This is a genomic window from Streptococcus oralis (assembly GCF_001578935.1).
Taxonomy (GTDB): Bacteria; Bacillota; Bacilli; order Lactobacillales; family Streptococcaceae; genus Streptococcus; species Streptococcus oralis_R.
Genome location: NZ_KQ969521.1, coordinates 415,906 through 442,716, shown reverse-complemented (window position 1 = coordinate 442,716; position 26,811 = coordinate 415,906). Strand labels below are relative to the sequence as shown.

The 26,811-nt window shown below is 42.7% G+C and carries 24 protein-coding genes, 1 tRNA gene and 1 pseudogene; 4 read left to right on the top strand and 22 right to left on the bottom strand.

Going from position 1 to position 26,811, the window contains the following annotated elements:
- Window positions 1-26: 26 nt before the first annotated feature.
- The 3 genes from ftsY to SORDD15_RS02175 are packed head-to-tail and all read right to left on the bottom strand — an operon-like array spanning window position 27 to window position 2,938.
- Window positions 27-1,325 (bottom strand): signal recognition particle-docking protein FtsY, encoded by a 1,299-nt coding sequence (ftsY, locus tag SORDD15_RS02185; protein ID WP_061413941.1) that lies wholly within the window; start codon window positions 1,323-1,325, stop codon window positions 27-29.
- Between the two features lie 3 nt (window positions 1,326-1,328).
- Complete coding sequence (locus SORDD15_RS02180; RefSeq protein WP_061413938.1) at window positions 1,329-2,147, bottom strand: Cof-type HAD-IIB family hydrolase; 819 nt, start codon at window positions 2,145-2,147, stop codon at window positions 1,329-1,331.
- Window positions 2,147-2,938, bottom strand: a complete 792-nt coding sequence (locus SORDD15_RS02175) for a Cof-type HAD-IIB family hydrolase (protein WP_061415628.1) — start codon at window positions 2,936-2,938, stop codon at window positions 2,147-2,149. The genes SORDD15_RS02180 and SORDD15_RS02175 overlap by 1 nt, the downstream gene beginning before the upstream one ends.
- A gap of 205 nt (window positions 2,939-3,143) precedes the next feature.
- Between SORDD15_RS02175 and SORDD15_RS02170 the strand changes: the two genes are divergently transcribed.
- Entirely contained in the window at window positions 3,144-3,839 is a 696-nt protein-coding gene (locus SORDD15_RS02170) for a VIT1/CCC1 transporter family protein (protein WP_061413936.1), read from the top strand.
- 39 nt (window positions 3,840-3,878) lie between these two features.
- Here the strand turns inward: SORDD15_RS02170 and SORDD15_RS02165 are convergent, their stop codons facing one another.
- From SORDD15_RS02165 to SORDD15_RS02145, 5 genes and pseudogenes are all read right to left on the bottom strand, one after another.
- Complete coding sequence (locus SORDD15_RS02165; RefSeq protein ID WP_061413934.1) at window positions 3,879-5,867, bottom strand: FtsX-like permease family protein; 1,989 nt, start codon at window positions 5,865-5,867, stop codon at window positions 3,879-3,881.
- Between the two features lies 1 nt (window position 5,868).
- Window positions 5,869-6,627: an ABC transporter ATP-binding protein gene (locus SORDD15_RS02160; RefSeq protein ID WP_061413932.1), complete on the bottom strand. Its 759-nt coding sequence runs from the start codon at window positions 6,625-6,627 to the stop codon at window positions 5,869-5,871.
- Between the two features lie 380 nt (window positions 6,628-7,007).
- A complete protein-coding gene (locus SORDD15_RS02155) occupies window positions 7,008-7,280 on the bottom strand; it encodes a PspC domain-containing protein (protein ID WP_061413929.1) in 273 nt (90 codons plus the stop codon).
- 59 nt (window positions 7,281-7,339) lie between these two features.
- Window positions 7,340-7,788: pseudogene (locus SORDD15_RS02150) on the bottom strand (SprT family protein).
- A complete protein-coding gene (locus SORDD15_RS02145) occupies window positions 7,775-9,904 on the bottom strand; it encodes a Tex family protein (protein WP_061413927.1) in 2,130 nt (709 codons plus the stop codon). The pseudogene SORDD15_RS02150 and the gene SORDD15_RS02145 overlap by 14 nt, the downstream one beginning before the upstream one ends.
- A 131-nt stretch (window positions 9,905-10,035) precedes the next feature.
- Between SORDD15_RS02145 and SORDD15_RS10605 the strand changes: the two genes are divergently transcribed.
- From SORDD15_RS10605 to SORDD15_RS02130, 3 genes are read left to right on the top strand one after another with little or no spacing between them, the layout of a single operon-like run.
- Complete coding sequence (locus SORDD15_RS10605; RefSeq protein ID WP_061413925.1) at window positions 10,036-10,170, top strand: SPJ_0845 family protein; 135 nt, start codon at window positions 10,036-10,038, stop codon at window positions 10,168-10,170.
- Window positions 10,167-11,072 (top strand): permease, encoded by a 906-nt coding sequence (locus SORDD15_RS02135; RefSeq protein ID WP_061413923.1) that lies wholly within the window; start codon window positions 10,167-10,169, stop codon window positions 11,070-11,072. The genes SORDD15_RS10605 and SORDD15_RS02135 overlap by 4 nt, the downstream gene beginning before the upstream one ends.
- Window positions 11,069-11,884: a TIGR03943 family putative permease subunit gene (locus tag SORDD15_RS02130; protein ID WP_061413921.1), complete on the top strand. Its 816-nt coding sequence runs from the start codon at window positions 11,069-11,071 to the stop codon at window positions 11,882-11,884. The genes SORDD15_RS02135 and SORDD15_RS02130 overlap by 4 nt, the downstream gene beginning before the upstream one ends.
- A gap of 83 nt (window positions 11,885-11,967) precedes the next feature.
- Here SORDD15_RS02130 and SORDD15_RS02125 read toward each other — a convergent pair whose 3' ends face one another.
- The 14 genes from SORDD15_RS02125 to SORDD15_RS02060 form a co-directional block, all read right to left on the bottom strand.
- On the bottom strand, window positions 11,968-12,894 hold the full coding sequence (locus tag SORDD15_RS02125; protein WP_000633642.1) for a bifunctional riboflavin kinase/FAD synthetase: 927 nt from the start codon (window positions 12,892-12,894) through the stop codon (window positions 11,968-11,970).
- Window positions 12,895-13,037: 143 nt separating this feature from the next.
- A complete protein-coding gene (gene smc / locus SORDD15_RS02120; protein WP_061413918.1) occupies window positions 13,038-16,577 on the bottom strand; it encodes a chromosome segregation protein SMC in 3,540 nt (1,179 codons plus the stop codon).
- On the bottom strand, window positions 16,568-17,266 hold the full coding sequence (rnc, locus tag SORDD15_RS02115; RefSeq protein ID WP_000661472.1) for a ribonuclease III: 699 nt from the start codon (window positions 17,264-17,266) through the stop codon (window positions 16,568-16,570). The genes smc and rnc overlap by 10 nt, the downstream gene beginning before the upstream one ends.
- Window positions 17,267-17,554: 288 nt before the next feature.
- Window positions 17,555-17,627 (bottom strand) — tRNA-Arg (locus SORDD15_RS02110).
- A gap of 67 nt (window positions 17,628-17,694) precedes the next feature.
- Window positions 17,695-18,681 carry a GMP reductase gene (locus tag SORDD15_RS02105; protein ID WP_061413916.1) on the bottom strand — a complete coding sequence of 329 codons (987 nt, stop codon included), beginning with the start codon at window positions 18,679-18,681 and terminating at the stop codon, window positions 17,695-17,697.
- Between the two features lie 196 nt (window positions 18,682-18,877).
- A complete protein-coding gene (locus SORDD15_RS02100) occupies window positions 18,878-19,657 on the bottom strand; it encodes an L-threonylcarbamoyladenylate synthase (protein ID WP_061413914.1) in 780 nt (259 codons plus the stop codon).
- A gap of 27 nt (window positions 19,658-19,684) precedes the next feature.
- On the bottom strand, window positions 19,685-20,278 hold the full coding sequence (gene leuD / locus SORDD15_RS02095) for a 3-isopropylmalate dehydratase small subunit (RefSeq protein WP_061413912.1): 594 nt from the start codon (window positions 20,276-20,278) through the stop codon (window positions 19,685-19,687).
- Between the two features lie 9 nt (window positions 20,279-20,287).
- Window positions 20,288-21,670 (bottom strand): 3-isopropylmalate dehydratase large subunit, encoded by a 1,383-nt coding sequence (gene leuC, locus SORDD15_RS02090; RefSeq protein WP_000907571.1) that lies wholly within the window; start codon window positions 21,668-21,670, stop codon window positions 20,288-20,290.
- A gap of 3 nt (window positions 21,671-21,673) precedes the next feature.
- Complete coding sequence (locus SORDD15_RS02085; protein WP_061413910.1) at window positions 21,674-21,943, bottom strand: DUF1294 domain-containing protein; 270 nt, start codon at window positions 21,941-21,943, stop codon at window positions 21,674-21,676.
- Window positions 21,940-22,977, bottom strand: a complete 1,038-nt coding sequence (gene leuB / locus SORDD15_RS02080) for a 3-isopropylmalate dehydrogenase (protein WP_061413908.1) — start codon at window positions 22,975-22,977, stop codon at window positions 21,940-21,942. Before leuB ends, SORDD15_RS02085 begins: the two co-directional genes overlap by 4 nt.
- A gap of 11 nt (window positions 22,978-22,988) precedes the next feature.
- Window positions 22,989-24,551, bottom strand: a complete 1,563-nt coding sequence (locus SORDD15_RS02075) for a 2-isopropylmalate synthase (RefSeq protein WP_061413906.1) — start codon at window positions 24,549-24,551, stop codon at window positions 22,989-22,991.
- Window positions 24,552-24,851: 300 nt separating this feature from the next.
- Window positions 24,852-25,523 (bottom strand): MmcQ/YjbR family DNA-binding protein, encoded by a 672-nt coding sequence (locus SORDD15_RS02070; RefSeq protein WP_061413904.1) that lies wholly within the window; start codon window positions 25,521-25,523, stop codon window positions 24,852-24,854.
- 43 nt (window positions 25,524-25,566) lie between these two features.
- Window positions 25,567-26,199, bottom strand: coding sequence for a copper homeostasis protein CutC (locus SORDD15_RS02065; RefSeq protein ID WP_061413902.1), 633 nt, complete (start codon window positions 26,197-26,199; stop codon window positions 25,567-25,569).
- A gap of 92 nt (window positions 26,200-26,291) precedes the next feature.
- Window positions 26,292-26,651, bottom strand: a complete 360-nt coding sequence (locus SORDD15_RS02060) for a YbaN family protein (RefSeq protein WP_001220344.1) — start codon at window positions 26,649-26,651, stop codon at window positions 26,292-26,294.
- Window positions 26,652-26,811 lie beyond the last annotated feature (160 nt).

The window sequence follows — 26,811 nt, the reverse complement described above, 5'->3', positions numbered from 1 at the left end:
TTAACTTGCAGGATATTTATTTTGTATTAAATCAAGCCCTCTAAAAGACCCTTCATAAAGTTTTCTGAGTTAAATTCCCCGATATCATCGATTTTTTCACCGAAACCAATCAATTTTACAGGGATATTGAGTTCTTCGCGTATAGCTAGTACAACACCTCCTCGGGCAGTTCCATCAATTTTTGTCAAAACAATTCCTGTCAATGGTGTTATCTTAGAAAATTCCTTAGCTTGTACCAAGGCATTCTGTCCAGTTGACGCATCAAGGGCCAGGAAGGTTTCATGAGGTGCTTCTGGAACGACACGCTTGATAATGCGACCAATCTTTTCCAACTCGGCCATCAGGTTGTCCTTGTTTTGCAGACGACCTGCTGTATCAATCATGAGAATATCAATCCCTTCAGCTACAGCACGTTCCATCCCATCAAAGACCACGCTTGCTGGATCAGCCTTTTCAGGCCCCGTCACAACAGGAACATCCACACGTCGACCCCATTCAGCTAGCTGGGCCACAGCACCCGCACGGAAGGTATCTGCCGCAACCAACATGACTTTCTTGCCAGCTTGTTTGTAGCGATGAGCTAGTTTTCCGATAGAAGTTGTTTTCCCAACACCATTAACACCGACAAAGAGCATGACTGTCAATCCCTCTTGGAAATGGATACTTTCATCGTAGTTGCCATCCTTCTCATAGAGTTCAACCAATTTCTCGATAATGACACGACGGAGTGCGTCAGGCTTCTTAGCATTTTCGAGTTTGGCTTCATAACGTAGTTCTTCTGTTAAATTTGAAGCAACTTGCACACCGACATCGCTCATGATGAGCAGTTCTTCCAATTCCTCGAAGAATTCTTCATCGACAGAACGGAAGTTGGCAAAGAAGGCATTCAAACGAGCTCCGAATCCCGTACGGGTTTTCTTTAGACTGCGGTCATATTTTTCCTGCACGGTTTCTTCAACCTGAGGAAGTTCTTCTACTACTTCTGACGCTAGTTCTTCTTCAGTTTCTTGGCTCTCTTCTTCTAAAACTTCTTCAGGCTCTTGGAATTGTTCCAGTTCATCAACTTCTAGCTCAAGCTCTTCCTGATTAGTTTCCTCGACTGCTTCTGGTTCAATGACTTCTTCTGTTGAGATCTGAGGAATTTCTTCTTGAGCTGGTGTTTCTTCCACTTTGTCTCTCGATGTCTCTTCCTGAAAAGTTTCTTCGACTGCCGTTTGGTTTTCTTCAACCTCTTCTGACAAATCAAGATTTTCCAGAGCTTCTTTAACAATATCTTCGATTTTCGGCTCTTCTTTTTTCCCGAATAGACGGTCAAATAATCCCATATTTTAGTTCTCCTTTAGCACGTATTCTTCGATAGCCCAGGCAACGGCTTCCTCGTCGTTGGTCATTGGGGTAATCACATTGGCAACCGCCTTAACCGCTGGAACTGCATTTTGCATGGCAACTCCCAGACCCGCCCATTCAATCATTGAAAGGTCATTGGCCTCGTCCCCACAAGCCATGACTTGACTTTGATTGATTCCTAAGTGTTTAATTAATTTCGCTAAACCTGTTGCCTTGTGGACATTTTTCGGTGACCATTCCAATAGCATTTCACGCGATTTGAAGATTTCATATTGGTCAAACAATTCTGGAGAAATCTTTTGGATCCCCGCATCCAAAGGTTCTTGAGCGAAGGCAGTCACGCATTTGTTGTAGGCCATTTGACTAGACAGATCTTCAAAGTCAACTGGTACAAAAGTTAAAGCTGGATTGAATTTGGCATAAAGACTCTCTTGGTCAGATTGGATTTGATAAACAGTTCCTTCTGAAATCGCGTCAAGAGGCAGTGATAATTTCTCTGTTTCTTCATACAAGCGTGCCACATCATCATATGAAAAGACTATCTTATCAAGGATTTCACTTGTATTTTTCTGAACCAAACCACCATTAAAGGTAATAGTATACTCATCTTCGTGACCGTCAATCCCTAACTCATGGAGGAAGAAATCCATGGCTTTTAAGGGACGACCAGTTGTCAATACGACCTTGATACCACGATCACGCGCAGCTTTCAAAGTTGCCTTGGTACGATCCGTCAGCCTTTTATCAGTAGTCAGCAAAGTCCCGTCCAAGTCCAATGCAATCAATTTTATATCCGCCATTATAAACCCTCCATATAAGCTATAACCGACTGGTCCTTATGGTGGCCAATCACTGTCTCTGCTAATTCTAAAATCTCTGGTCGCGCATTTTCAGGAGCGATTGGGTGCCCAACTACCTGCATCATGTGCAAGTCATTGAGATTATCACCAAACGCCATAACCTGATCCATGGTTAGACCAAGTTTTTTTGCCAGCTCAACAATGGCCACACCCTTATCAACATAGTCCAAGACAATATCGATGGATTCAAAACCTGTGGTCATGGCTTTCACACCAGGAACATTTTCGTTGACCCAGGCCTCACCAACTTCTATCGTTTCTTCAGTAAAGTTAGTAGTGAATTTAAAAATATCATCTGTGATATCTTCCAAACTCGCTACTTTTTGAATATTTTCATTGTAGTGACGGCTAAACATCAGATAGGTCTCATCCACAGTGTCCAAAACATAACAAGCTTTTTTCCCAGTCAAGAGCATTTTTCTTTCATCAAAATAAGGCGATTTCTTTAAAGCTTCAAAAGTGCTCAAGTAAAAATCCCGAGACATAGTAGCCTCATACATATCCTCACCATGAAACTCAACATAGCTCCCATTTTCAGCTATAAAAATCACTTCATCACGCACATCCGCAAACAACTTTTTCAGGGACAGAATACCACGACCTGAAGCCACTGCAAAATAAATCCCCTTTTCTTTGTAGGAAACAAGTACGTTTTTGAGGCGTTCCATATCAAACCGACCCTCTCCATCTAGAAAGGTTCCATCCATATCGGTTGCTACAAGTTTAATCATAAAATCCTTCATTCTCCAATTGATAAATCTATCTTCTATTATACCATAGATAAGTTTAAAAAGTTCCAGTACAGTAGGATAGCACTACTTTTTCGAAGAAACTTCAAAGATCCTAAAAATTAGAATCGTAGAACTTTTTTCAGATAGTTTAAAAAGTTTGTATTCCCCTACTCTTTTCTCTATAATGGAGAGAAAGGAGATGACTATGACAGAAATAAAACATGAAATTGATGCTAACTTTGCAGGCCGACTCAATATCCTACGCGCAGGTGTTCTGGGTGCCAATGATGGGATTATTTCCATCGCTGGTGTGGTTATCGGCGTTGCCAGTGCGACAAGCAATATCTGGATTATCTTTTTATCAGGATTGGCAACTATCCTCGCTGGTGCTTTTTCTATGGCAGGGGGAGAGTATGTCTCTGTATCCACTCAAAAAGACACGGAAGAAGCCGCTGTCTCTAGAGAGCAATTACTCTTAGATAAAGACATCGAATCTGCAAAACAATCCCTCTATGCTGCTTACCTTCAAAATGGTGAGTGTGAAACGTCAGCCCAACTCTTGACCAACAAGGCCTTTTTAAAAAATCCACTCAAAGCCTTGGTTGAGGAAAAATACGGTATCGAGTACGAAGAGTTTACCAATCCTTGGCATGCTGCAATCTCTAGCTTTATCGCCTTTGTACTGGGAAGTCTTCCTCCTATGCTTTCAATCACCGTCTTTCCAAGTGACTATCGCATTCCTGCTACTGTTTTTATCGTGGCCCTTTCCCTTCTCGTCACTGGCTATACCAGTGCTAAACTAGGCAAGGCTCCTACGAAAACAGCTATGATCCGTAATCTCTGTATCGGACTTCTGACCATGGCAGTGACTTACCTGTTTGGACAACTCTTCAGCATTTAAGATAAAAGAAATACCTCGATAAATATCGAGGTATCTTTTTTACATTTGCACGATCTTGCGATAGCTTCTTGAGGTAATCATAAAGATTAAGACATAGACAATGAGGAAGATAGCACAAATGGACAATGTAACGGTCAGCATCATGGTCGCATCTAGCACCCCAATGACTTTTAGGATAAGGCTAAGCATATGATAGGCAAAGGCGAGGTGTAGGAAGGCAAAGAGCAATGGGAGGAAGAAAACAGTTAGGACCTGTTTGTTGATGGTTTGCTTGATTTGCTTTTGATCGAGACCGACTTTTTGCAAAATGATAAAGCGTTCACGATCTTCATAGCCTTCAGAGATTTGTTTGTAGTAGATAACAAGAACTGTTCCCACCATAAAGATGATAGAGAGGAAGATACCGATGAAGAAGACTCCACCAAAGAGAGCACTCATCTGCGCACTACTATCAGCCAGATTGCTTCCGTAAACATAGCTTCCTTCTTTGCTTAATTCTCTATTAAAATCATCAAGGAATTTTGAATAGTCGTTGGCAAGTTTGAGTTGCTCTTCCTCACTAGCCGTTACATTCATACCACCATAGTATTGATTAAAGATGGAAGAATTAGGATGCTGGTCAAGAAAGGCTTGTAGGTCAGGAACAACCAGATAGTTATAGTCCGAAGTTAGAATATTGTACTGGTTTGGGACATGTTCAAGAATAAAATCTTTTTTGATTTCTTCTTTGATCGTGTAGGTCTGGTCACTCAGAGTCAGTTCTTTCTGTCCTTGAAGTTCCTTGTTTTTAGTAAACAATCCCACTTCCTTTCCTGAAAGTGCGAGTTTTTGACCCGTCATATTCTCGTAGTCTTTTTGGTCAAAGACCATAAAAACAGTTTTCGGTTGAACACGATTTTGACCTTTGTCAAAGATTGTCAATTTCGTACCTTCTTGATTTGCTACACCAAAGCTACTGTATGTAAGGACTTCTTTCTTTGTAACAGTCAATCCCTTATCACTAGCATACTGGTCTAGGAGTTTATTTATATCTTCTTTTTCAACATTCTGTCCTGTAATTCCAAAATCATGTGGATTCATGACTTTCTTGAAAGTTTCAGAGCCCTTAAAGATACTTGTTGCAGCAGACATAGTCACCAAGACCATGGTTGAGAGAATAGCAATCGTCGCCAGACCAACCGCATTTTTCTTCATACGGAAAATGAGATTGGATACGGAAATCATGTTGTTGGGTTGGTAATAGTAAGTCTTGTTTTTCTTTAAGATTTGTAAGAAAACTGTAATCCCCGCATTGAAAAGAAGATAAGTTCCCAAAATAACTAACAAAACTGCTACGAAGAAAATCAGAACAGCAGAAAGTGGATTTTCAACTGTTACTGCTAGGTAATAACCCGCTCCCAAACTAATTAGACCTAGGATGGTTTGGAAACCTAAGAAACGTCCTTTTTTCTCACCACTGGCTTTTTCACGAGAGAGCTGAAGGGAATTCATGCGTGCGATGCGAAAGGCATTGATAAAAATCAAACCCAGGAAGATAGCTCCAAAGACGATGAGAACTAGGATAAAGACAGTTGGTTGGAAAGTCGAAACGAGCTCCACTTTCATTTTCATCAGCTTCAGAAGAAGGGCAAAGATTAGCTTATCAAAGAGAGCTCCTAGACCAAGACCAGCTGTCAAGGTTAAGGAACCAAAAATAAGAAGCTCCTTAAAAACCATACTGATCAAATGGCGCTTTTCAAGCCCCAGCATACCATATACACCCAGCTCCTTGGAGCGGTTCTTCATGACAAAACTATTGGCATAAAGGACAATAATTCCAGAAGCGATGGTAACAACCACCATACCGAGAGCCAGGGTCATAGAGATAGTTTCTCCCCCTCGGATCTTGCCAATATTAGGATTAAGTGACAAAGAGTAAAAAAGATAGGTGATGGTCACTGCTAAGAGAACAGCTAAGGCAAAGGGATAGTAGAGTTTGCGGTTTTTAATCAAGTTGGATACCGCTAACTTATTGGTTAATCGGAACATACTAATTCACCTCACTTGCCATAACAGTCAAAGTATCAGAGATTTCTTGGAACATTTGACGCTCTGTCTTGTCTCCACGGTAGATTTGGTTGTAAAGAATGCCGTCTTTAATAAAGAGAACGCGCTTGGCCCTGCTGGCTGCTGCCGTTGAGTGAGTTACCATGAGAATGGTTTGGCCGCGTTCATTGATTTCATCAAATACATCCAGAAGAGCTGCAGATGACTTGGAGTCAAGGGCTCCTGTTGGCTCATCCGCAAGGAGAATTTCAGGTTCTGTGATGATGGCGCGTGCTACTGCTACCCGCTGTTTTTGACCTCCTGAGATCTCGTAAGGGTACTTCTCTTGCAATTGGTTGATGCCCAGATTTTCAGCGGTTACTACCAATTTCTTCATCATCTCTGTGATAGGTTTTCGTGATAGAACTAACGGAAGCAAGATATTGTCCTTAACAGACAGGGTATCTAGCAAGTTAAAGTCTTGGAAGACAAATCCCAACTTCTCACGACGGAAACTCGAAGCCTGTGAATTTTTAATAGTGGCTGTGTCGGTTCCGTTTAGGTAAACCTGCCCGCGAGTTGGTTTGTCCAACATAGCTAGGATGTTGAGTAAGGTTGATTTCCCAGAACCAGACTCCCCCATGATAGCAACGTAGTCACCCTTATCTACGGTAAAGTGAATATCCTTGAGGGCCTCAACTTGGTTGCCTTGGAAACGTGTTTTGTAGATTTTTTGAACGTGTTTTACATCTAAAAGTGTCATGATTTTCTCCTTCTTAATATCCCATCATTTGAAACTGTGCTTGCATCATAGCGCATCCCAGTTGAACACGCTCGATATCTTTTTGACTTGGTTTTCTTGTTTTCTTTTGTAAAATTCTTTTCATGGTTTTGCTCCTTTGTTCTTTATGAGTCTAGTTTATCGCAAAAAAAGGTAGCCTGCCATAACCTAACCTTACAAAAGAGACTTTAATCTTACATTTTTGTAAGATTGAAGAATATCAAGCAATTTCGCTATCAATATTTTACCATAAAAGAAAGTCAAGAAGAAAACCCTTGCGGATACAAGGGTTAAGGTTCGCTTCTTTTTCTGACCTCTTTGAGAAATAAGGAAAGTATCTATAAACTATTTCAAAATCTGACTCACCAAAACCGTCCATCATTGTCATCAATGGCCTCGGCTTCCTTGCGTTTGCGTGGTCCTGTTCCGTACATTTCGGCTTCGATTTCTTCCTTAGTTGGCAGGATAGAGGCTAGGATGATGTAGATAATCACACCAATCCCAAAATTTGATATGGTAAAAATAGCAAAGAGAAAGCGGACTAGAGTTACATCAAAATTCCACTTGTCTGATAGACCAGCTAAAACTCCCGATACCATGCGATTTCGTCTCATTTTATAAAATTTTGTATTCATGATTGTTTCCTCTTTCGGTATTCTTACAAGTAGTATAGCATGAAACGGGGCCACAAACATCAGTCCTTAGGCCGATTTAAGATGACAAGATTGCCACGGCAGACGCCACAGCGGTAGCGTTTGGTATCAATCCTACGCTTGCGCTGATAAGTTTGCTGGCAAGATTGGCAACGATAGAGCTTGATTGACTTGGAGTTGCTATTAGGCAAGGTTGCACAAAGCGTAATCCATCTACTGCTCTCAACAGTTCCTTAAAATCCCGATCCTTGTGTTGATAGCCCTTCCCTTGAAAATAGAGGTGATAGTGACAGAGTTCATGGCGCACGATTTTCCGAAAGACCTCCAAACCAAGTTCATTATAAACCTTGGGATTGAAATCCAAATGCCCATCCTTAGGGAAAAATCGCCCACCTGTCGTTCGCAGACGAGAATTCCACTGGGCATTGTGACTAAAAGGTCTCCCGAAGTCTTCTAGCGAAACCTGCTTGACATAATCAGTCAGTTTCATTTGGTGCCAGGAGCGACAGATTAACTTTTTCCCGTTCAGTATCAATTTTCTTAACCCAAACCGTTACCAAATCTCCAACTGAAACCACTTGACTGGGATGTTTGATAAATTTGCGACTCATATGCGAAATATGAATCAAGCCGTCCTCGTGAATCCCAATATCAACGAAGGCACCGAAGTCGACAACATTCCGCACCACACCTTCCAGTTTCTGGCCGACTTTTAAATCCTTGATATCCAAGACATCTTGACGAAGCACAGGTGCATCAAATGAGTCACGGAAATCTCGACCTGGTTTGAGAAGATCAGCAATGATGTCTTTAAGAGTTTCTGGACCGAGGTCTAGTTCTTGCGCCATCTCCTTAACTGAAAGGAACTTAAGCTTACTTTGTGCCTCTTCATTCAAGTCTTTGATATCCAAGCGTTTGAAGAGCTCCTTAACCGCAGCATAGTTTTCTGGGTGAACTCCTGTATTATCAAGGATATTGCTACTTTCAGGGATACGAAGGAAACCAGCTGCCTGCTCAAAGGCCTTGGCACCGAGGCGAGGAACTTTCTTGATTTGAGCGCGTGAAGTGATTTTTCCTTCTTCCTCACGGTATTTGACAATATTTTCAGAGATGGTTTTATTGAGTCCAGCTACGTGGGAGAGAAGTGCTGGGCTGGCAGTATTGATATTGACACCGACTTGGTTAACTACAGTATCCACGACAAAATCCAGACTTTCAGACAATTTCTTCTGACTGACATCGTGCTGGTACTGACCGACACCGATTGACTTAGGATCAATTTTGACCAATTCAGCAAGCGGATCTTGCAAACGACGGGCAATAGAGATAGCAGAGCGTTTTTCAACGGTTAATTCTGGAAATTCCTGACGAGCAAGTTCACTGGCAGAGTAGACCGAAGCGCCACTTTCATTGACGATAACATAGCTGACTTCTGGAAAATCTTTCAGAACTTCCGCCACAAAGGCTTCACTTTCACGACTGGCCGTCCCATTTCCGATAGCAATAATTTCCACGCCGTATTGAGCAATCAAGTCTGCCAAATCTTTCTTGGCTTCTTCGATTTGGCGAGCTGATGCTGGTTTGACAGGATAAATGACTTGAGTCGTCAGCATTTTCCCTGTCGCATCAACGACAGCCAGCTTGGCACCTGTACGAAAGGCAGGATCAAAACCTAAAACCACGCGCCCTTTCAGCGGAGCAACCAAGAGGAGATTGCGCAGGTTGTCAGAAAAGAGTTGGATAGCTCCTTCTTCTGCCTTCTCAGTCAATTCTGTCCGAATGCGTCGCTCAATAGCAGGCAAGACCTTTTTCTTAACTGACTGTTGAACAACTTCATCTATATAGGCATTTTTGACTTTGAAACGAGCAGCAAAGAAAGCTAGGATACGATCCGTCGCATGTTCAAAACCGACCTTCAAAATCCCTAGTTTCTCCCCACGGTTGAGGGCCAAGGTACGATAACCCTGCATGTTGACAACTGTCTCTGAAAAATCATAATAAATCTGAAAAATTTGCTTTTCATCGAGACTTTCATCCTTGATTTGCGAAGTGATTTTAGAGTGTCTCAGCACTTCCTGATAGGTCAGTGAACGCAAAGTCACATCTTCAGATAGGGCTTCTACCAAAATATCAACTGCCCCAGCCAAGGCTTCTTGACCAGTCGCAAATCCTTCACAGACAAACTTCTCAACTTCTTTCTCTAAACCATCTACATTCTGCAAAATCAAGCGGGCGAGAGGAAAGAGTCCAGCTTCACGGGCAATGGTTGCCTTGGTCCGATGTTTTTCCTTATAAGGAAGATAGAGTTCTTCAACGTCTGCTAATTTTTCAGCTGCCAAAATAGCTGCTTCCAATTCCTTGGTTAGCTTGCCTTGTTCTTGAATCTTAGCCAAGACAGCTTCTTTACGGTCGTTGAGATTTGTCAGACTTTTATCCAAGTCGAGAATGGCCTTAATCGCCACCTCATCCAGACTACCAGTCATGTCCTTGCGATAACGGGCGATGAAGGGAATCGTCGCCCCTTCTGCTGTCAAACTTAGAACAGTATCGATTTGCTTTAAGGTTACTCCCAAATCTTGGGAGATTTTTTCATATTTTTTGTCCATATACCTATTATACCATAAGGGAACAGCTCTTGTTTTGCCTTACCTGTTTTTGCATCTTTGATTATCAAAATAATCCCATTTCCACAAAATAATAGTATAATAGAAGTAGAATGTAGAAAAGAGGTAGGCCAATGGCTGTTAAATTTACAAAAACGGATGACTTGGACAAGATGTTTGAAGAATTCGCCAAACTTCCTGACTTAACACAAGTCACTTTCCCGGATGACAAAAATAAAAAGAAAAAGTTGAGAAGAAAAAATAGATGACGATTTTCCAATCTCTTCCTCCTAGCATCTTACAAGCGGGGGCTATTTTTCTCTCCATCATGATTGAAGCCCTTCCTTTTGTCTTGATTGGGAGTCTCATTTCGGGATTGATTGAGGTCTATATCACACCTGATAAAGTTTATGAGTTTCTTCCTCGCAATCGTTGGGGGAGGATCTTTTTTGGTACCTTCATCGGCTTTCTCTTTCCATCCTGCGAGTGTGGTATCGTTCCGATTATCAATCGTTTTCTGGAAAAGAAAGTGCCCAGCTACACGGTCGTTCCCTTTCTGGTGACTGCTCCCATCATCAATCCTATCGTTCTTTTCGCCACTTATTCTGCCTTTGGCAATTCATTAAAATTTGCCTTCTTGCGAGCTCTGGGAGCCATTGTGATTGCTTTGGTGCTTGGGATTTTCTTAGGATTTTTCTGGAAGGAACCCATTCAAAAAGAGAATCCTATCACTTGTCATGAACATGACTTTTCACACTTGAGTCCCGCTAGAAAAGTGTTTCAGGTCTTTATACAAGCTATTGATGAGTTTTTCGATATGGGGCGTTACTTGGTCTTTGGCTGTCTCTTTGCGGCTATCGTGCAGGTCTATGTCCCGACTCGGATCTTGACCTCTATCAGCGCAAGTCCAGTCCTTGCGATTCTCTTGCTCATGTTTCTAGCCTTTCTCCTCTCTCTTTGTAGCGAGGCGGACGCCTTTATCGGCGCTTCTCTCCTCTCGAGCTTCGGCCTAGCGCCCGTCCTTGCCTTTCTGGTCATTGGCCCCATGCTTGATATCAAAAATCTCCTCATGATGAAACACTATCTCAAAGCGCGCTTCATCTTGCAATTCATGGGCATCGTGACAGTGCTTGTCTTGCTTTATTCTTACATGATAGGAGTGATTCTATGATCCGATTTTTCATTTTACTGGGTTATTTTGCCCTAACTCTGTATCTGCAGCTATCTGGCAAGCTCAGTCACTACATCAACCTCCACTATTCCTATCTAGTCTATATCTCCATGGTCCTTTCTCTTCTATTGGCCCTAGTCCAATTCTATATCTGGATCAAGAAAATCAACTCTCACAGCCATTTAGAAAGTCGTCGAGCTAGACGAATCAGCTTCTTTTTACTGTCGCTACCTCTGTTGATTGGAGTTTCCTTTCCTACCGTAAGTTTGGACTCGAGAACTGTTTCTGCTAAGGGATACCATTTCCCACTTGCTGAGGGAATCAACACAGCTATTCAGGCAAGTGAAGGAACATCCAGTCAATACCTCAAACCCGATACCAGCACCTATTTTTCCAAATCTGCTTATGAAAAGGAAATGAGGGCTACAGCCGATAAATACCTCTCCCTGCCAACCATTCAAGTTACAGATGAAAACTATATGGAGGTCATGGAAGTTCTCTATGACTACCCTCAAGAGTTTGAAGGAAAGAAAATCGAGTTTACAGGCTTTGTCTATAACGATCCTAGCCATCCAGATAACCAATTCCTCTTTCGCTTTGGAATCATCCACTGTATCGCCGACTCTGGTGTATATGGACTCTTGACAAAGGGGAACTCACGCCAGTATCCTGACAATACCTGGATCACTGCTAGAGGAACCCTGACACTCCACTACCATAAAGAACTCAAACAAAAACTCCCCACACTAGAGGTTGAGAGTTTCACAAAAGTAGACAAACCAGAAAATCCTTATGTCTATCGTGTGTTTTAATAAAAAGTAGCCTGACAAGGCTACTTTTTTTGTCCATTATATGAATTTCATTCTATCTACTCTTTCGAATTGATAGCAAACTCTTACTCTCCATCCTTCCAGTTTCGAGCAATCTCTTCGTCTTTCTGGAGTTGGTCTACCAGTTCCTCTACGGAGTCAAATTTGACCATATCGCGGACACGGTCCAACCAGTAGACCATGACTGTCTCACCGTAAATATCGTCTGAAAAGTCGAAAATATTGACTTCAAAACGTGGTTCTTCTCCATCAAAGGTAACATTTTTGCCAACGCTCGCCATGCCACGATATCTTTGACGTTGCACCTCGACATCGACCACGTAAACACCGTCCGCTGGCATGTAAGTTCGGTCTCTTAGGACCAGATTGGCTGTTGGATAACCGATAGTCCGCCCACGGGCATTTCCATGAACGACCATCCCACGAGATGGGAGAGGTGTGCCGAGCAAATGATTGACTTCCTTTACATCTCCATCAAGAATAGCCTGACGAATCCGTGTGGAACTAATCTTGCCCTTTTCGTCTTCAACCGGAGGAACAATGATGATCTCTCCATCAAAATAATCCTTCAGGTCATCCGCAGTTTTCTTATCAGAGCCAAAAGTATAGTCAAATCCTGCTACAATAATAGCTGGTTTTAAAGCTCGAACATAGGTATCAAAGAATTCTTGACCCGTTAAACTAGCAAATTTGCTACTAAAGTCAAGTAGGAAAAGAGCCTCTACCCCATGCCACTTCATCTTGTGCTCCCGTTCCTCGTGATTGACGATATGAAGCATTAGTTCAGGTTGATAAGGTTGTAAGGCAAGTTTTGGCGACTCTGTAAAGGTCATCACGACAACTGGCAGATAATCCTTCATCGAAGCCTTACTGGCCACTTCAAAAAGTTTCTGATGTCCCTTGTGGATGCCATCAAAATAACCTAGTACAAGGACTGTTTTCCCTGGTACTGCAATATCTTTTTCGTTCTTAATAGGTACTGTTGTAATCATAAAACTATTATATCATAGAGAAAGTCTTTTCGCTAAGAGGAAATCCCAAATGTCGTTTTTTGCGCCTGAACTGACCGTAAGAGAAAATTTAGGACTTTAGCTTTAAAAAATAGCACCTTCTATGAGATGCTATCATTTGGTAACTAGTCTACTGTTTCTTCCAAATCTTTTAACTTAACCGAAACAATCTTAGAAACACCTGATTCTTGCATAGTAACTCCATAGATAGAGTCCGCTGCCGCCATCGTCCCCTTACGGTGGGTTACGACGATGAACTGACTATCCTTGTCAAAGCGGTTGAGGTAATCCCCAAAGCGTTTAACATTGGCTTCGTCCAGAGCCGCCTCTACCTCGTCCAAGATGACGAAAGGAATTGTCTTAACTCGGATGATAGAGAATAACAAGGCTAGAGCTGATAGGGCTTTCTCCCCACCACTCATGAGGTTGAGAGATTGGATTTTCTTACCTGGTGGTTGGACAGAAATCTCCACACCAGCGGTTAAAAGATCGCCCTCAGTCAATATCAAATCTGCCTGACCTCCGCCAAACATCTGTCTAAAGGTCACTTTAAAGGACTCACGAATAGCTTCAAAGGTTGATTTGAAGCGCTCCTTGACCTCATCATTCATCTCTGTAATAGTCTCAAGAAGCAGATTTTTCGCAGACAAAATATCATCTCGCTGGCTATTTAGGAAATCCAGACGGTTGTGGACTTCTTCGTACTGGTCAATAGCGTCCAAGTTGACAGGCCCCAGTGAGCGAATAGCCTTCTCTAAATCCTTAACCTCTTGCTCTGCCAGATTGAGATTTTCCAGTTCATGAGCCTTTTCTAGCGCCTCTGTGTAACTGATCTGGTACTGGTCAGTTAATTGAGCTTGTAGATAGCGCAAGCGTTCGCTGACCTTTTCCTTCTTGGCTTCAGCCCGAGTTTGTTTGCGAATCAGCTCCTCGTTCTGCTGGCGAGCTTGGTCCAAATGACTGGCAATATCATCCAGTTGACCCTCGATATCATCCAATTCAAACTGCTTGCGAATCAGACCTTGTTGAAGATTGGCTTTCTGAGTTTTGGCCTCTTCCACCTGCTGGCTTAGCAAATCCGTATCCACTTTCTCAAGATTATCAACCTTTTCTTGGAGGAGGCGCTGGATTTCCTCTTGCTCTATATCCAGATTATCCAGTTCCTTGCCTAAGCGTTCAATATCAGTAACTTCGTACCGCTTCTGTCCTTGCAGTTCGGACTTAAGCAAGCGCGCATGAGAAATCTGTTCCTGCAAGTTTTGATAGCGTTCTTGAATAGCGTTTTTGTTAGACTTAATCTCTTCAATCTCAGCTTCCAGATTTTGCTTTTCACTGGCAATAATAGCAAGGCGCTCTTGGCATTTTTCCTTATCCGCTTGCCAATCTCCTTCAGTAAGGCGATTTAATTCCTCTTCTTGAAGTTTCCAAAGCGTTTCCAGTTCTTCGACCTGCTGATTGGTTTGTTGATAAGCAAGATACAAACCTTGCTCCTGAATACGAGCTTGCTCACCCTGAGATTTGATAGCTTCTAATCTTTCTGCCAATACCGCCATCTCATCTTGCAAGGTCTTCAAACTCGCTTCTTCTGACCGCAAGTCAGCTTCTTCTTCAGCAATTTCTTTTTGTAATTGTTCCAGCTCTGGCTTGATGAAAATACTGTTATTTTGACGATTGGCACCACCCGCGTAGGAACCACCTGTACGCAATTCGGTACCATCAAGCGTCACCATACGAACCTGGTAACGAACTTGACGAGCTGCGGCACGCGCATGTTCTACGGTGTCAAAGATAGCCGTCGTAGCAAGCAAGTTTTTGAAAATGGCTTCTAGTCTCTTGTCAAACGACACCAAGTCATCAGCCATACCAAGAAAGCCTGAACTTGATGCGATAGCATCTTGATTCTGACTAGAAATCGTACGAGCCTTGATAGTCGTCAATGGAAGAAAAGTTGCACGACCAGCTCTATTGCGTTTGAGGAAATCAATCGCCTTGGTTGCCGCGTTTTCATCTTCTACGATGATATGCTGACTGCTAGCTCCAAGTGCAATCTCCAATGCGGTTTGATAATGCACATCAAAGGTCAGGTGCTCACTGACCGCCCCAATAATCCCACCAAGGCGGGCTTTTTCTTGGAGAACACTCTTGACACCTGCATAAAAGTTACTATGATTTCTTAGGATGTTTTCCAAACTCTGGGCTCGAGCCTGCTTGTTTTTGAGACTGTCCAGACGGTCAAAGAGTTGGTTCTGCTGGGCTTGGAAAGAAACTTGCTGTTCCTCTTGTTCCTTGGCACTAGCTTGGTAGTCTGCCAATAATTTCTGAACTTGCTCCTTGGCAGTTTCAAGTTCATCCTTTTGCTGATCAGCCTTCTCTTTAGCTGTAGCCAGTTGTTCTTTCAGCTTTTCTAATTGATCTGCTTGTTTTTGAGATAGTTGACGGCTGTTTTCCAACTCATTCTCGATGCGGGTCAGTTGGTTTGAGACATCCGCTTCTTCTTGTAAAAGCGCCACAAAACGTTCACGCAAGAGCTCGATCATTTGGTCAGGATCATCTGAAAATGCCAACAACTCCGCTTCTAGGCGATTGAGTCCCTTGTTGTTTTCAGCTAGATTTTCCTCTAACTGTTCTAAATTCTCTTCTTTTTCAGCCTTTTCCTTACTTAGAGCCTTTCTCTTATCTTCTAAAGTCGCCAAACGGGCTTGTGCTTCTTGTTGATTGAGGGCTACTTGCTCGGATTCCAGTTTTGATAGGGCTAATTTTCGCTCTAAGTCACTGATCAAACTAGTCAAATCCATCAAACTTCCTTGATCCTTGGCCATTTGAGCTTGGAGATCCTGGCGTTTCTTTTTAAGAGTTTGATTTTCCTCTTCTAACTCTTCACGCTTTTGGTAATAGCTAGTCAAGAGTTCCTGAACCTGCGTTAGCTCTTCTTCTGTTAGCTCTAGTTCAGTCTTGTTTTCCTTGATTTGAGCAACCAGTACATCCAAGTAAATCGCCTTGCGTTGACCATCCAAGTTAAGAAACTTACGAGCATTTTCAGCTTGTTTTGCAAGGGGCTTGATTTGATTGTCCAACTCATAGATAATGTCTTCTAAGCGGTCTAGATTGTCTTGAGTTTGTTGCAGTTTGCTTTCTGTTTCTTTTCGACGAGTCTTGTATTTTAAAACTCCAGCAGCTTCTTCAAAAATAGCTCGGCGTTCCTCTGGCTTGGAATTAAAAATCTCCTCAACCTTCCCTTGGGAAATGATGGAGAAGGAATCCCGTCCCAAACCGGTATCCAAGAAAAGGCCATGAATATCACGCAAGCGCACTTTCTTGCCATCAATTCGATACTCGCTATCTCCACTACGGTAGATATGGCGTTCTACCTTAATGACTTGCCCCGCATCCTTGATAAAGCCATCTTCATTGTCCAAGGTCACGATAACAGAGGCATAATTGAGTGGTTTGCGACTTTCTGTTCCAGCAAAGATAACGTCAGGCATCTTACCACCACGAAGGCTCTTGATACTGGACTCCCCCAAGGCCCATCGTAGACTTTCTGTGATATTTGACTTCCCAGAACCATTGGGCCCAACGACAGCTGTCACACCTTGGTCAAAGACGACCTTGGTCTTGTCAGCAAAGGACTTGAATCCCTGAATCTCAATCTCCTTTAAATACATGAATCCAGCCCTTTCTCAACTGCATTTTTGGCGGCTTCTTGCTCTGCTAATTTTTTAGAACGGCCTTGGCCTTTTCCGATACTCTTGCCCTCAACCAGAACTTCTACATCAAAAACCTTATCATGGGCAGGTCCCGTTTCAGAGGTCACCTGGTAGCGAATATCCACATCGCCATTAACCTGGAGCAGCTCTTGCAGGTGTGTCTTGTAATCCTTAATCATTTCAAAGTCACCTGCTTCAACCTTGGGGATCATGACTTGATAGATGAACTCTTTTACCCTAGCAACATCCTTGTCTAAAAGCAACGCTCCCAAAAAGGCTTCAAAGGCATCTCCAAGAATGGTGTCACGATTGCGCCCACCAGACTTTTCTTCCCCTTTCCCTAGCTTGATAAACTGATCAAACTGGCAATCACGCGCAAAACCAGCCAAACTCTCCTCACGGACAATCATGGCACGGAGTTTAGACAAATCTCCCTCTGGTTTCTTAGGATATTTTTTATACAGATATTCTGAAATCAATAATTGCAGAACAGCGTCTCCTAAAAATTCCAAGCGCTCATTGTGTGAAATTTTTAAGAGGCGGTGCTCATTGGCATAACTCGTATGGGTAAAAGCCGTTTCCAGTAAATTTTTGTCTGCAAATTCAATTGCAAAACGCTTCTTTAGTACAGTTTGTAATTCTTTCATACCAACCTCTTTCTAACTGATAACAGTCTCTTTTATTATATCAAAAAAAGCCCCCTGAGTCACTTTAAAACGGGACTAGAGGGGATTTGAATATTCATTGAAATGAGATTTTCAGTTTTATACTCAATGAAAATCAAAGAGCAAACTAGGAAACTAGCCGCAGGCTGTACTTGAGTACGACAAGGCGACGTTGACGTGGTTCGAATTTGATTTTCGAAGAGTATTAGGGGCAAATTTGAGGCAGGATAAATAAAAAGCCTTAATTAAGGCTTTCATAGGCTTTTTACATCCACCCTGAGGGAATCGAACCCCCCATCTCAAGAACCGGAATCTTACGTGATATCCATTACACTAAGGGTGGAAACTTGTCTTATTATAACAGAAATTTGCTCTAATAACAAGTTTTTTATGGGTAGACTAACCATCCATTAGTGGGAAGCATCCCCGTTCCAGATAGAGTTTTTCACGATAACATAATCAACATGTTTAAGGTCAGCAAGCCTGCGTCCACCTGCGTAGGAAATAGCACTTTGCAAGTCCTGCTCCATTTCAGTAAGGGTGTCTTGCAAATGCCCTTTGGCAGGAAGCAAAATGCGTTTACCTTCCACGTTTTTATATGCTCCTTTTTGGTATTGAGAAGCTGAACCATAGTATTCTTTGAACTGTTCGCCATCGACTTCGATTGTCTTTCCTGGGCTTTCGATATGTCCTGCAAAAAGGGAACCAATCATGACCATGCTAGCACCGAAACGGATAGACTTGGCAATGTCACCATGGGTACGAATCCCACCATCTGCAATAATCGGTTTGCGCGCAGCCTTAGCACACCAGCGTAGGGCAGCCAACTGCCAGCCTCCTGTACCAAAACCAGTCTTGACCTTAGTGATACAAACCTTACCAGGACCGATTCCAACCTTAGTAGCATCCGCTCCAGCATTTTCCAATTCACGCACAGCTTCTGGTGTCCCAACGTTGCCAGCGATGACAAAAGTATCCGGCAATTCTTTCTTGATGTGCTGAATCATTGAGATCACACTATCCGCATGTCCGTGAGCGATGTCAATCGTGATATATTCAGGAGCATCAGCCTTGAGTCGGCTAACAAAGTCATACTCGTAATCCTTAACACCGACTGAAATAGAAGCAATGAGCCCTTGATCGTGCATGCGTTTGATAAAAGGAATGCGCCCAGCCTCGTCAAAACGGTGCATAATGTAAAAGTAACCGCCTTTAGCAAGTTGCTCTGCTACATTCTCATCCAAAATCGTCTGCATATTTGCTGGCACAACAGGTAGTTTAAAGGTGTGATTTCCTAGAGTGACACTTGTATCTGCTTCTGCACGGCTTTTAATGACACATTTGTTTGGGATCAACTGAATATCTTCGTAATCAAAAATTGGAAATTCATTTAACATATCGATGTCTCGTTTCTTTTGTAATAACCTACCTATGCTCTCGCATCACTACGCCTTTTTCCGACGTTTCCTTAATTTATTATAAACTAAAGTACAGTTTTTGTCAAATATTTTTAATAATCAAATTATATAGTTCGGTTTTCTCTTTGAAAATAGAAAAAAAAAGAGAGATTAAATTCTCTCCTCTTCTTCAATCTTAATAATACTCACCCTGACGGTAGTCCCATGAGTTAAAGGTATCTGACAAATGCATCATGATTTTATCAATGTCAAGCCCTTTGCGGATCACAACTGGAGCTGGTGAGATTGAACGGTCTCCTCCTTGTTCTGGGATGAGTTTTCCGTCCTTATCGACCATAGAAACCATCACACCTTGCTCGTAGCGAGTTTCAATCGTTTTGTCTGGTTGGATTGAAGCAACGTAGTCATCTGCTTCGATGACAAGGTCCACTGCTCCTTCGATCCGTTCTCCGATACCTTCCACCTTACCGCGGTTTCCTTTTCCAGATGGGTTAGCTGATGAGGCGTAGACCATTTTACCTTCTTCCCAAAGTTTGGCAGCTAATTGTTCTCCAGCTTTCCCGAATTTGATAACAAAACAGCTAGTACCACGCACGTCAGTCATAAGTTCTTCACGGCCATCACCGTATGCTTTAAGTTTTTCAAAAGCTTCTGGTTTCCATGGAAGGATACAACCGAGGAGAATGTCTTCGTCCCAATGTTTTTGGTAGAAGGCTTCAATTTCTGGGTTGAGTTGTGCTAAAGCGCGTAGCTCGTCCATGCTACCACAAAGTACAACACCTGGTTTGTTACGGTTACGCTCTTTAGCTTCAAATTTGCGTTCAAGACCTGACTTGTCGCTAGTCATGATGATGTAACCAACTTTAGTAGGGCACACGATACATCCGCCCTCACCTTTTAAAATGTCATAGCCTTCTTGAGAAAGTGTTCCGTTCCATTGAATGTGTTTTGTCATAGTTCTATATTTCCTTTTCTATTTTTACTAATCCTGCCAGTAGGCTGGACGTTGTTTTTCATAGGCAGCAATCAAATCTTCATACTGCAAAGTAATACCGATATCATCCAAACCATTTAAAAGCTTGTGTTTCCATTCACTATCGATTTCGAAAGTGAATTCTCCAACTGGTGAGATGATTTTTTGTTGTTCCAAGTCTACAGTCACTTGATCGGTCGGTTTGAGTTGGGCTAGTTTCTCTCTCACCTCTCTAGGCTGAACAATGGGCAACATGCCATTATTGAGTTCATTATTGTAATGAATGTCCCCGAAAGATCCTGCAATCACAACCTTAAAACCATAGTCAGCTAGAGCCCAAGCTGCGTGTTCCCTCGAAGAACCCGCCCCAAAGTTATCCCCCGAGATAAGAATACTGGCTTTACGATATTCAGGTCGGTTAAAAACAAAATCTGGATCCTCAGTGTAGTCATCGTCCAGATAACGCCAAGCATACATGAGGTATTTACCAAAGCCTTTTTTATCAATCAACTTGAGAAACTGCTTGGGGAGTATTTGGTCGGTGTCGATGTTATCATTCATGAGAGGAACGGTCGTTCCCGTATAAACTGTAAATTTCTCCATATCCTCTCCTTACTGGGCCTCTGGCATTTGCCGAACATCTACGAAGCGCCCTGCGATAGCCGCCGCAGCTGCCATAGCTGGACTGCAGAGATGAGTCTTAGCACCAAATCCCTGTCTGTCTTCAAAGTTGCGGTTACTGGTTGAGGCACAGTGGACCCCATCAGGGACCTTGTCAGGATTCATCCCTAGGCACATAGAGCAACCTGGGTCTCGCCACTCAAAGCCAGCATCTAAGAAAACCTTATCCAAGCCCAACTTCTCAGCAGCTCGTTTGACAGGACGAGAGCCTGGAACCACGATAGCAGTTAAGTTGGGAGCTATTTTCTTCCCTTTGACAAATCGCGCAGCCAGCTGTAAGTCACTGAGCCGAGCATTGGTACAAGACCCGATAAAGATATAGCCTAGTTCAATGTCCGCTGGCTTTTGACCAGGCTCCAAGTTCATGTAATGATAAGCACGTTCATCGTTCATATCCTTAATTTCTGGAAAACTACTGTCAAAGTCGACGCCCATAGCAGGATTGGTTCCCCAGGTCACCATAGGAGCCAAGTCTGAGACATCCATCCGGATAACCTTATCATAAACAGCATCATCATCGCTGACAAGCGTCTTCCAGTCAGCAACCGCCTCCTCAAAAGCTTCAGGAACGCATTCCCGTCCCTTGAGATAGTCATAGGTAGTCTGATCTGGATTCATGATTCCCATCTTAGAGCCAAACTCGATGGACATATTGCAGATGGTCATTCTCTCTTCCATGGTCAGTGCATCAATTGCTTGCCCACGATATTCCACCACATAGCCAACACCACAGGCAACGCCATACTTGGCAATTAAGGCAAGGATGTAATCCTTAGAATAAACTCCTTTTTGAGGAACACCAGTGAACTCTACCAACATTTTCTTGGGTTTAACCTGCCAAAGGGTCTGGGTAGCAAAGACATGCTCGACTTCACTGGTCCCAATCCCAAAAGCGATAGCTCCGAAAGCTCCGTGAGTAGCTGTGTGGCTATCTCCACAGACGATGAATTTCCCTGGTTGGGTCCGTCCTGTTTCTGGACCTACCATGTGAACGATGCCCTGCTTTTCAGAACCGTGGGCAGCATGTTCAATCCCAAACTCCTCAACATTTTCAGCAAGCTTATCAATTTGGGCCTTAGAAATCACATCTCGAATATCGTAGATATTGACCGTCGGGACATTGTGGTCAAAGGTTCCAAATGTCAAGTCTGGTCGTCTCAATCTGCGGCCCGCATCTCTTAATCCTTGAAAAGCTTGGGGACTGGTCACTTCATGAATATAGTGCTGGTCCACATACATGAGTTGGGGCTGCCCCTCTTCTCCTGTGATGACATGGCGGTCCCATAATTTATCAAAAATCGATTTTCCTGCCATCCATTACCTCCAAATAAAATATAAGGCTACTAGTGTAGTTACCATCCCGAGAAACCAAACTGTTTTAAAATACCATTTTCTAGTCTTGTGGTGAAAGGTGATTCCTGCCAACCAGGCGCCAAAACCACCACAAGTAAGGGCTAAAATGAGTAAGATTTTCTCTGGGATGCGCCAAGCACCTCTTCTTGCCTTGGATTTGTCAATGCCATAAATCAAGAAAATCAGCAAATTCCAAATCAAGAGGGTAAGCGTGATTCCTTCATTTATCTTCATAATCTTTCAATGATGGCTTCTGTCATTTCCCTGGTCGAAGCCTGTCCTCCAATATCTCTTGTTAAAATGCCAGCGGCTAAACTAACTTCAACAGCACGCTCAATACGCTCCGCATCCTCGTAATGTCCAAAGCTATCTCTCAACATCATGGCAACTGACAAAATCATAGAAATAGGATTGGCAATTCCTTGACCTGCAATGTCAGGCGCTGAACCATGAATAGGCTCATAAAGACTTGGTCCATTTTCAGAATGACTGGCTGATGGCATGACTCCAAGCGTGCCAGATAGAACGCTTGATTCATCAGATAAGATATCTCCGAAAAGATTCTCCGTCACGATGACATCAAACTTGGCAGGATTGGTAATCATAAGCATGGCAGCTGAGTCGACTAGCTGGTGCTCCAAGGTTACATCTGGGAAATCCTGCGCGACTTCCTCAGCTACTCTCCGCCAGAGTTTTGATGTTGCTAGAACGTTTTGCTTATCGATACTAGTAACGATTTTTCTGCGATTTCTTGCAATTTCAAAGGCTCTGCGAAGAATCCGCTCCACTTCCTCATAGCTGTAGTCATTGATATCACGCGCTTTTCGCTCTTCAAGAATATGATCTCCAAAGTAAATCCCACCTGTCAACTCACGCACCACGACAAAGTCTACACCAGCAATTCGTTCCGATTTGAGTGGTGACAAATGCTTGAGACTGTCAAAGATTTTTACAGGCCGAATATTGGCATAAAGATTGAGTTCCTTACGAAGAGCCAGCAAGCCTTGTTCAGGCCGAATCGCTGCACTATCATACTGGGGACTACCGATAGCCGCTAGGAGAATAGCATCTGCTTCTCTACTTGCCTTGAGGGTTTCATCAGGTAAGGGATGCCCCGCAGCATCAATACCTGCACCTCCGAAGGGGCGTCTGTCAATCTCATAGTCAAAACCTGTTTTTTCAGCTAGAGCTTCCAGAACCGCTAAACCAGCCTCCATGATTTCTGGGCCGATTCCATCCCCTGCTAGAGCTACTATTTTCTTTGTCATAGCCTTCTCCTTTACACACTAGGCATGTCTCGGTAGGAAACGCTGCGCCCCATCTCACCTGCATTCTCTTTTTGAACAAAAGTATTGGCATTAATATAAGCAATAGCCGAAGCCTTCAGTACATCGAAATCAAGACCTGCTGCGTTAAAGATGGTCTCTGTATCTCTGTTTTCAACAGTGACCAAAACCCGAGCCTGGGCATCAATTCCATCCGTTACCGCATCGATGGTATAGGATACCAAGCGGACAGATTGGTTAAAGAACTTATCGATAGCGTTAAAGATCGCTTCAACGGAACCTTGCCCTGTCGCATTAAATTCGACTTTCTCACCATCCATATTAGCTAGGCTAACGAGGGCTTCAATGTCATTGTCTGCATGGGTTTGAAGTTGTAAATCATCAAAGTGGAATCCTTCTGGATTTTCAACCATGGTTCCAGCTACCAGGGCTCGAATATCTGCATCCGTGATTTCTTGTTTCTTGTCCGCTAGTGCCTTGAACTTAGCGAAGAGTGGTTTGATATCCTCTTCTGTAAAATCTAGGGCCAGTTCTCTTAGTTTTTCAACAAAGGCATGGCGACCTGACAATTTTCCAAGCGGAAGACTATTACTCTGAACACCGACCAGTTCCGGTGTAATGATTTCATAGGTAAGCGGATTTTTAAGGACTCCGTCTTGGTGAATACCAGACTCGTGAGAAAAGGCATTACCACCAACCACAGCCTTGTTTTTAGGAACTGGAATACCAGAGAAGCGAGAAACCATTTCTGACGTATTAATGGTTTCATTTAGGACAATACTGGTCTCTGCCTGATAGTAATCTTGACGAATATTAAGCGCCACTGCAATTTCTTCAAGCGCAGCATTCCCAGCTCGCTCCCCAATACCGTTGATGGTTCCTTCGACACGTCCTGCACCGTTCTTGACAGCAGCAAGGCTGTTAGCCACTGCCATTCCGAGGTCATCGTGACAGTGAGGCGAATAGATAATCTGACGATTCGTCTTGACATTCTCAATCAAGTATTTGAAGATAGCTCCGTATTCTTCTGACGTCGTGAATCCAACCGTATCAGGGATATTGATATAAGACGCCCCTGCATCGACCGCTGTTTGAACGACTTGCAAGAGGAAATCCAACTCTGTTCTAGTCGCATCTTCAGGAGAGAATTCGACGATTTCAAACTTTGAACGAGCATAAGAAACATGCTCCTTAATAGCTTCTAAAATCTCTTCCTTGCTCTTATTGAGCTTATACTTACGATGAATCGGACTGGTAGCGATAAAGACGTGAACCTGTGGATACTTGGCATCCTTAAGCGCCTCGTAACAAGCATCAATATCAGACTTGACCGAGCGTGCTAGACCAGTTACCGCCGTTTTTTTCAAGACTTTAGCAATCTCCTGAACTGCCTTAAATGAGTCTGGACTAGCAGCTGGAAAACCAGCTTCAATGGCTGAAATGCCCCATTTTTCCAACTGCCTTGCAATGGCAATTTTTTCCTTGATTGAAAAGTTAACACCTGGTGTCTGCTCTCCATCCCGAAGGCTGGTATCTAGAAATTCAACTGTTCGCATACGATTTCCCCTTTTCCAAATGTGGTTTTAAAAAAACATCTCGCTTAGAAACCCAAGCGAGATGTTGATTTACTCCCGCTTGGTAAGCCAAACAGGACTAATGCTTTTGCACTAGCCCGAGTACCTCAACAACAAAGTAAATTGATTAAACTTAGCTGTTTTCATGTTTGACTTTCTCCTTCGTTTGATATCTTGTCTAGTATTCTAGCATAGCTAAAAACACTTGTCAAGAAAAAATCCATTATTTTCTGAAAATTTCTTCAGTAAAGAATATTTTGCTAATTGAAAGTATTTGAAAATTCAAGCGAATTCCCCTATTTTTTTCACGGTTAGGTTCCAACTTCTTTCTATCAATTTCAGTACCATTTCATCTGACAAAGTATCATCAAGTGCCAGACTAAGCCAGTAGCGTTTGTTCATATGAAAGGCTGGGTAAATCCCCTTTTGTGAAAGCAAATCAGCTACTTGGTCATGTTTAATATTGACTGCTTCGACTAGCTCTTCTCTCCCCTTATCTAGCCTATCCCAAGGAATTCTCATCAAAACGGCATACCACTTTTTATTACCTTCATGTCTTAACACTGCTGTATCAGGCGATTTTTCCCACAGATACTCCAACTGATTACCATACTTTTCCTGAACTTTAGTCATGATCCGCTTAGTCTGAGGGCAGATAAAATCTTGCACATCAAAACAAGCCTTCCGAATCTGGTAGAGAATCTCCAAACAAGCCTCACGGACACTTCCGACAAAACTTCCCCTCATGCTTTCCATGTGTACTTGAGGATAGAGGTCACCCGTTTCCTGGTCAAAGACCTGAAAGCTCACATTATCAGGAGTGATAGAGACTGCCATGAAAAAGTCGCCCTGCAAAATCTGGCAAGTATAGGTCCATACTTCCTCATTTTCTACAAAACCATAGGCACGAGCCTTTTCTTGATTAAACTGATAGGATTTAAAAATTTCAAACATAAGTGAAAACTGCTACCCAAAGCTAGCAGTTCCTTTCTATTTTTTAAAAGACAACCTTAGTTCCATGTAATTGTGTTACACCCAGCTGGTCGATAAAGGTTTGACGGTTGTCCAAGTCAATCCCCCCACCTGGTAGAATTTCAATCTTACCTTTAGCATATTCCAAAATTCTGTGGTAGTGAGCAAAACGCTTGTCTAGCGAGTCACCAGATACTCCAGCACGAGTCAGAATACGAGTGACTCCAGCTTGGCTAAGCCAGTCAATAGCTTCCAACTGGTCTTCATCACTTAATTCATCAAAGGCCATGTGAAAGACAATTTCCATTCCTTTTGATGCAGCAATCAACTTCTCAAGATTAGGCTTATCCAACTTTTTATCAGCAGTTAATACCCCAAAAACAACCCCTTGACTTCCAGCCTGAGCAGTCAAACGAATGTCTTCTAGCATGATCGCTATTTCAAGATCATTATAGACAAAGTCGCCACCACGGGGACGAATCATGGTCATAATGGTCGTATCGTAGTTGGCTGCCAGTTCAACCGCTGCCTTGGTCACTCCATAGCTAGGTGTTGTTCCTCCTACTGCTAGATTGTCACAAAGTTCGATTCGACGAGCTCCAGCCTGCATCGCTTTTTCAAGCAAAGTTACATTTTCAGCACAAAATTCGTAAATCATTTGATTCTCCTTGATGTTTTCTTCAAAATTATTATATCATGTTACTGTGAATATGCTTTCAATTTTATCAAGGGAAATAACTACTATTTTAACTATTCTTTGTCTGGAATGACTTTAAAGAGGTAATAGGTGATAAAAATAGTCAAGGCTCCCAGACCGATTTTAACTGGCAAGAGAGGGGCAAAATAAATAGAAATCCCCATCAAGATGTAGATAGATACGATGATTTTTTTCTTACGTTCTCGCGCGATTGACTTGGTTTCCCGAAAGTCAGCTACATAAGTCTGATAAAGCTTTGTATGATAAAGCCAGTCTTCAAAACGCTTAGAAGATTTTGAAAAGCAAGCGATAGACAGCAAAAGAAAGGGAGTTGTTGGTAAGAGCGGCAGGACAACACCTACAAGAGCTAGAGCCAAAGAAATAAAACCAATACAGAAATAAATAATGCGCATAACTTCTCCTAGATAAATTACTCTTCCTCTAGTTTCGCACACAAGGGGGAAATTTGTCAAGCTCCAACCAAAAAGAGCCTGAAATTCATTTTCAGGACTCTACATTTTATTTGATCTTTTCCTCTTCGTAGTCGCCATTACTACATACAACCTGCTTGCC

What these genes read in the sequence shown, in the direction of transcription:
- SORDD15_RS02105 (WP_061413916.1), bottom strand. Translation starts at nt 18,681, where the DNA reads ATGTTAAATGAATTTCCAATTTTTGATTACGAAGATATTCAGTTGATC.
- leuC (WP_000907571.1), bottom strand. Translation starts at nt 21,670, where the DNA reads ATGGCAGGAAAATCGATTTTTGATAAATTATGGGACCGCCATGTCATC.
- smc (WP_061413918.1), bottom strand. Translation starts at nt 16,577, where the DNA reads ATGTATTTAAAGGAGATTGAGATTCAGGGATTCAAGTCCTTTGCTGAC.
- SORDD15_RS02130 (WP_061413921.1), top strand. Translation starts at nt 11,069, where the DNA reads ATGATCCGATTTTTCATTTTACTGGGTTATTTTGCCCTAACTCTGTAT.
- SORDD15_RS02145 (WP_061413927.1), bottom strand. Translation starts at nt 9,904, where the DNA reads ATGGACAAAAAATATGAAAAAATCTCCCAAGATTTGGGAGTAACCTTA.
- SORDD15_RS02125 (WP_000633642.1), bottom strand. Translation starts at nt 12,894, where the DNA reads ATGATTACAACAGTACCTATTAAGAACGAAAAAGATATTGCAGTACCA.
- SORDD15_RS02165 (WP_061413934.1), bottom strand. Translation starts at nt 5,867, where the DNA reads ATGTTCCGATTAACCAATAAGTTAGCGGTATCCAACTTGATTAAAAAC.
- leuD (WP_061413912.1), bottom strand. Translation starts at nt 20,278, where the DNA reads ATGGAGAAATTTACAGTTTATACGGGAACGACCGTTCCTCTCATGAAT.
- SORDD15_RS02075 (WP_061413906.1), bottom strand. Translation starts at nt 24,551, where the DNA reads ATGCGAACAGTTGAATTTCTAGATACCAGCCTTCGGGATGGAGAGCAG.
- ftsY (WP_061413941.1), bottom strand. Translation starts at nt 1,325, where the DNA reads ATGGGATTATTTGACCGTCTATTCGGGAAAAAAGAAGAGCCGAAAATC.
- SORDD15_RS02180 (WP_061413938.1), bottom strand. Translation starts at nt 2,147, where the DNA reads ATGGCGGATATAAAATTGATTGCATTGGACTTGGACGGGACTTTGCTG.
- SORDD15_RS02060 (WP_001220344.1), bottom strand. Translation starts at nt 26,651, where the DNA reads ATGCGCATTATTTATTTCTGTATTGGTTTTATTTCTTTGGCTCTAGCT.
- SORDD15_RS02170 (WP_061413936.1), top strand. Translation starts at nt 3,144, where the DNA reads ATGACAGAAATAAAACATGAAATTGATGCTAACTTTGCAGGCCGACTC.
- SORDD15_RS02100 (WP_061413914.1), bottom strand. Translation starts at nt 19,657, where the DNA reads ATGACAAAACACATTCAATGGAACGGAACACTTTCTCAAGAAGGCTAT.
- rnc (WP_000661472.1), bottom strand. Translation starts at nt 17,266, where the DNA reads ATGAAAGAATTACAAACTGTACTAAAGAAGCGTTTTGCAATTGAATTT.
- SORDD15_RS02160 (WP_061413932.1), bottom strand. Translation starts at nt 6,627, where the DNA reads ATGACACTTTTAGATGTAAAACACGTTCAAAAAATCTACAAAACACGT.
- SORDD15_RS02155 (WP_061413929.1), bottom strand. Translation starts at nt 7,280, where the DNA reads ATGAATACAAAATTTTATAAAATGAGACGAAATCGCATGGTATCGGGA.
- SORDD15_RS02065 (WP_061413902.1), bottom strand. Translation starts at nt 26,199, where the DNA reads ATGATTTACGAATTTTGTGCTGAAAATGTAACTTTGCTTGAAAAAGCG.
- leuB (WP_061413908.1), bottom strand. Translation starts at nt 22,977, where the DNA reads ATGACAAAGAAAATAGTAGCTCTAGCAGGGGATGGAATCGGCCCAGAA.
- SORDD15_RS02070 (WP_061413904.1), bottom strand. Translation starts at nt 25,523, where the DNA reads ATGTTTGAAATTTTTAAATCCTATCAGTTTAATCAAGAAAAGGCTCGT.
- SORDD15_RS10605 (WP_061413925.1), top strand. Translation starts at nt 10,036, where the DNA reads ATGGCTGTTAAATTTACAAAAACGGATGACTTGGACAAGATGTTTGAA.
- SORDD15_RS02085 (WP_061413910.1), bottom strand. Translation starts at nt 21,943, where the DNA reads ATGAAGATAAATGAAGGAATCACGCTTACCCTCTTGATTTGGAATTTG.
- SORDD15_RS02135 (WP_061413923.1), top strand. Translation starts at nt 10,167, where the DNA reads ATGACGATTTTCCAATCTCTTCCTCCTAGCATCTTACAAGCGGGGGCT.
- SORDD15_RS02175 (WP_061415628.1), bottom strand. Translation starts at nt 2,938, where the DNA reads ATGATTAAACTTGTAGCAACCGATATGGATGGAACCTTTCTAGATGGA.